Origin of the sequence: Streptomyces sp. FH025 (assembly GCF_017427025.1) — a bacterium.
Classification (GTDB): Bacteria; Actinomycetota; Actinomycetes; order Streptomycetales; family Streptomycetaceae; genus Kitasatospora.
Genome location: NZ_JAFLNG010000687.1, coordinates 1 through 4,100, shown reverse-complemented (window position 1 = coordinate 4,100; position 4,100 = coordinate 1). Strand labels below are relative to the sequence as shown.

3 protein-coding genes are annotated in these 4,100 nt (G+C 71.5%); all 3 read left to right on the top strand.

The genetic code is table 11. From position 1 onward, the window contains the following. Positions 1 to 397 precede the first annotated feature (397 nt). Entirely contained in the window at positions 398 to 2,194 is a 1,797-nt protein-coding gene (gene leuA, locus J0670_RS32060; RefSeq protein WP_207815520.1) for a 2-isopropylmalate synthase, read from the top strand. A 359-nt stretch (positions 2,195 to 2,553) separates the two neighbouring features. Beyond that, positions 2,554 to 3,096, top strand: coding sequence for a TerB family tellurite resistance protein (locus tag J0670_RS32055; RefSeq protein WP_243437826.1), 543 nt, complete (start codon positions 2,554 to 2,556; stop codon positions 3,094 to 3,096). Between the two features lie 238 nt (positions 3,097 to 3,334). Next, positions 3,335 to 4,081, top strand: coding sequence for a DNA repair protein RecO (recO, locus tag J0670_RS32050; RefSeq protein WP_207815510.1), 747 nt, complete (start codon positions 3,335 to 3,337; stop codon positions 4,079 to 4,081). Positions 4,082 to 4,100 lie beyond the last annotated feature (19 nt).

Here is a 4,100-nt window from a genome sequence, read left to right as displayed (position 1 = left end):
GCCTCGGCGAGGCGGCCCAGGACGTACGGCGGAACGATCGCGCAGAGCGGCGTTGTCGCAGTCATGTGGCCCAGGGTGAGGCCTCGATGACCGGTTGTCACCACCCTTGGCGTGACCGGTCGGTGTCTCAAGGGGTGGAACGGAAGCCCGGATCACTTCGGGGGCGCGCGGGCCTGGGTTACGCTGGGGCCATCATGCGCAACGGGCTGCTTCTTCTTAGCTGCCGCGTCGAGGGCCTGTAGTCCACGGGGCCGGCTCCCTCGCCGCGGGGAACGAGCTGTGCGCGGAATCGGCGATCCAATGGCGAATCGCGAGCGTCAGCAGAGGCCGGCCAGTCGGTGTTGATCCCTCCCGACCCGCCCGCACCACGCATCACAGGAAGCCGAGAGTCACCTCCATGACCGAGCAGACCTCCGCCGCGTCCGTCCCCGCCGCCCGCGCCTTCGTCGACCGGCCGACCCCGATCACCGCCGCCTCCGTACGCCAGCGGCCCTCGGGCATGCGGTACGGGCGCTACCTGCCGTTCGGCACCGTCGACCTGCCGGACCGCACCTGGCCGAGCAAGGTGATCACCAAGGCGCCGCGCTGGCTCTCCACCGACCTGCGGGACGGGAACCAGGCGCTGATCGACCCGATGTCGCCGGCGCGCAAGCGCATGATGTTCGACCTGCTGGTCTCGATGGGTTACAAGGAGATCGAGGTCGGCTTCCCCTCCTCGGGCGCCACCGACCACGCCTTCGTGCGGTCGCTGATCGAGGAGGAGGCGATCCCCGAGGACGTCACCATCTCGGTGCTGACCCAGGCCCGCGAGGAGCTGATCGAGAAGACCGTCGAGTCGCTGGTCGGCGCCCCGCGCGCGACCGTCCACCTGTACAACGCGACCGCGCCGCTGTTCCGCCGGGTGGTGTTCCGCAACGACAAGGCCGCCACCAAGGCGATCGCCACCGAGGGCACCCGGCTGGTGATGGAGTACGCCGAGAAGCTGCTGGGCGACGACACCGTCTTCGGCTACCAGTACTCGCCGGAGATCTTCGTGGACACCGAGCTGGACTTCGCGCTGGAGGTCTGCGAGGCGGTGATGGACGTCTGGCAGCCGGGCGAGGGCCGCGAGATCATCCTGAACCTGCCGGCCACCATCGAGCGGGCCACCCCGAACGTCCAGGCCGACCAGTTCGAGTGGATGTCGCGCAACCTGTCCCGCCGCGAGTTCGTCTGCCTGTCGGTGCACCCGCACAACGACCGGGGCACCGCCGTCGCCTCGGCCGAGCTGGCCTACATGGCGGGCGCCGACCGCATCGAGGGCTGCCTGTTCGGGCAGGGCGAGCGGACCGGCAACGTCGACCTGGTGACGCTGGGCATGAACCTGTTCTCGCAGGGCATCGACCCGCAGATCGACTTCTCCGACATCGACGAGGTGCGCCGCACCGCCGAGTACTGCAACCAGATGGAGGTGCACCCGCGCCACCCGTACGCCGGCGACCTGGTGTACACCTCCTTCTCGGGCTCGCACCAGGACGCCATCAAGAAGGGCTTCGAGGTCCTGGAGGCGGACGCGAAGGCGGCGGGCGTGCCGGTGGGCGAGCACACCTGGGGCGTGCCGTACCTGCCGATCGACCCGAAGGACGTCGGCCGCACCTACGAGGCGGTCATCCGGGTCAACAGCCAGTCCGGCAAGGGCGGGGTGGCGTACGTCCTGAAGAACGACCACAAGCTGGACCTGCCGCGCCGGATGCAGATCGAGTTCTCCCGGATCATCCAGGCCAAGACGGACGCCGAGGGCGGCGAGGTCAGCCCGGCCGAGATCTGGCGGGTCTTCGAGGACGAGTACCTGCCGACCACCGTCAACCCGTGGGGCCGGATCTCGCTGAGCGGCTCGCGCAGCCTGACCACCGAGGACGGCCGGGACGCGCTGACCGCCGAGGCCGTGGTGGACGGCGAGCCGGTGACCCTGACCGGTGCCGGCAACGGCCCGGTCTCGGCCTTCGCGGACGCGCTGGCCCGGATCGGCGTGGACGTGCGGGTGCTGGACTACGCCGAGCACGCGCTGAGCGAGGGCGGCGACGCCCAGGCGGCCGCGTACGTGGAGTGCGCGGTGGACGGCAAGGTGCTGTGGGGCGTGGGCATCGACGGCAACACCGTGCTGGCCTCGCTGAAGGCGATGATCAGCGCCGTCAACCGCTCGCAGCGCGGCTGATCCGCACGAGCGGCATACGAAGGGCCGCCCTCCGGGGCGGCCCTTCGGCATGTGCGTCGCGGGTTGTGTCCTGCGCCACATTTTTTCGGATCGGAAGCCGTTCGAGGTGCTGACACGTGCCGGTAACCGTGGCAACATCGATCCACCGGAAAGCCGGGTCGGTGGGACGGCCTCGGTGTCCGGTCGCGTGACCTGCCCATTGTCGAGCAGGCCGCCTGCCATGTCTGGGGAGTGGCGCCGTGACCAGGTTGTGGGGTGTTCGCCCGCGGTGGCGGACTGATGTTCTCGGTGACTTCTTCTGTCCGGGCTGTGGCGGGGACCGCAACTACCGTCGGCAGCACGGCCGGCGGTGGCTGCGGTTGCTGGGGGCGCCGGTGTTCCCGCTCGGGCCGGTGATCGGCAGTGTGCAGTGCACCGGCTGCCACGGCCGGTACGGCGTCGAGTCGCTGGAGCAGCCCACCAGCGTGCGCCTGGGCGGAATGCTGCGGGACGCCCAGTACACCATCGCGCTGGCCCTGCTCGCGGCCGGCGGCACCGCCCACCGGGCGGCCCGCGACGCGGCCTGCGCGGCGGTGCGCGAGGCCGGCTTCGAGGACTGCGGCGAGGCCCAGGTGCTGGCCGCGCTCGCCGCGCTGTCCGGGCTCGGCGGCGAACTCCACGACGCCCACGGCATGGCCGGGGGCCTGGCCGTGGAACTGCACGCGGTGCTCGAACCGCTCGCCCCGCACCTGGCCCACCAGGGCCGGGAGCGGCTGCTGCTGCAGGGCGCCGCGATCGCCCTGTCCGACGGGCGCTACCTGCCGCAGGAGCGCGATGCGCTGGCCGCGGTCGGGCGCTGCCTGGACCTGCCGGAGTCCCGGGTCACGGCGCTGCTGGAGGCGGCCACCCGGGCGCCGTACTAGCCGGACCACCTCGGATTCCCCTGCCCGGAGCAGTGCGGATTCCCCCGTTCAGACCACCTCGAATCCCCCACAAAACGGGCCCGAGCCCCCGCCGGGCCCGCCGTGACCCGCATCGCAGTGGTCCTCCCCCACGGCCCCGGTGCGGGCAACACGGCTGCCCGCCGGTGGCGGCGCGGCCGTCCGCCGGGGCGCCGGGCCGGGATCCGGAGGGGGCCGTTCCTGGGGGAGAATGGTCCCCATGAGTCTTTTCCGGGACGACGGCGTCGTGTTGCGGGCGCAGAAGCTCGGCGAGGCCGATCGGATCATCACCCTGCTGACCCGCCAGCACGGGAAGGTGCGGGCGGTGGCGCGCGGGGTGCGCAAGACCAAGTCCAAGTTCGGCGCCCGCCTGGAGCCGTTCTCGCACGTGGACGTGCAGTTCTTCAGCCGGGGGAGCGACCTCATCGGGCGCGGGCTGCCGCTGTGCACCCAGGTGGAGACCATCGCCCCGTACGGAGGCTCGATCGTCACCGACTACGGCCGCTACACCGCCGGCACGGCGATGCTGGAGACCGCCGAGCGCTTCGCCGAGAACGAGGGGGAGCCGGCCGTCCAGCAGTACCTGCTGCTGGTGGGCGGGCTGCGCACGCTGGCGGCCGGGCTGCACGAGTCGCACCTGGTGCTGGACGCCTTCCTGCTGCGCTCGCTCGCGGTGAACGGGTACGGCGCGAGCTTCACCGACTGCGCCAAGTGCGGCCTGGAGGGGCCCAACCGTTTCTTCTCGCTCCCGGCGGGCGGGGTGCTCTGCGCGGACTGCCGAGTGCCCGGATGTGCCGTACCCTCCCCTGAGACACTGGTACTGCTCGGGGCGCTGCTGTCAGGGGACTGGCACACGGCCGACGCCTGCGAGCCGCGGTACTGGCGGGAGGGCAGCGGCCTGGTCGCGGCCTATCTGCAGTGGCACCTGGAGCGGGGCATCCGCTCGATGAGATACGTGGAGAAGTGAGCACATGGCAGCGCGACGG

Excerpts from the sequence above, each read along its gene's own strand:
- leuA (WP_207815520.1), top strand. The coding sequence starts at position 398 with ATGACCGAGCAGACCTCCGCCGCGTCCGTCCCCGCCGCCCGCGCCTTC.
- recO (WP_207815510.1), top strand. The coding sequence starts at position 3,335 with ATGAGTCTTTTCCGGGACGACGGCGTCGTGTTGCGGGCGCAGAAGCTC.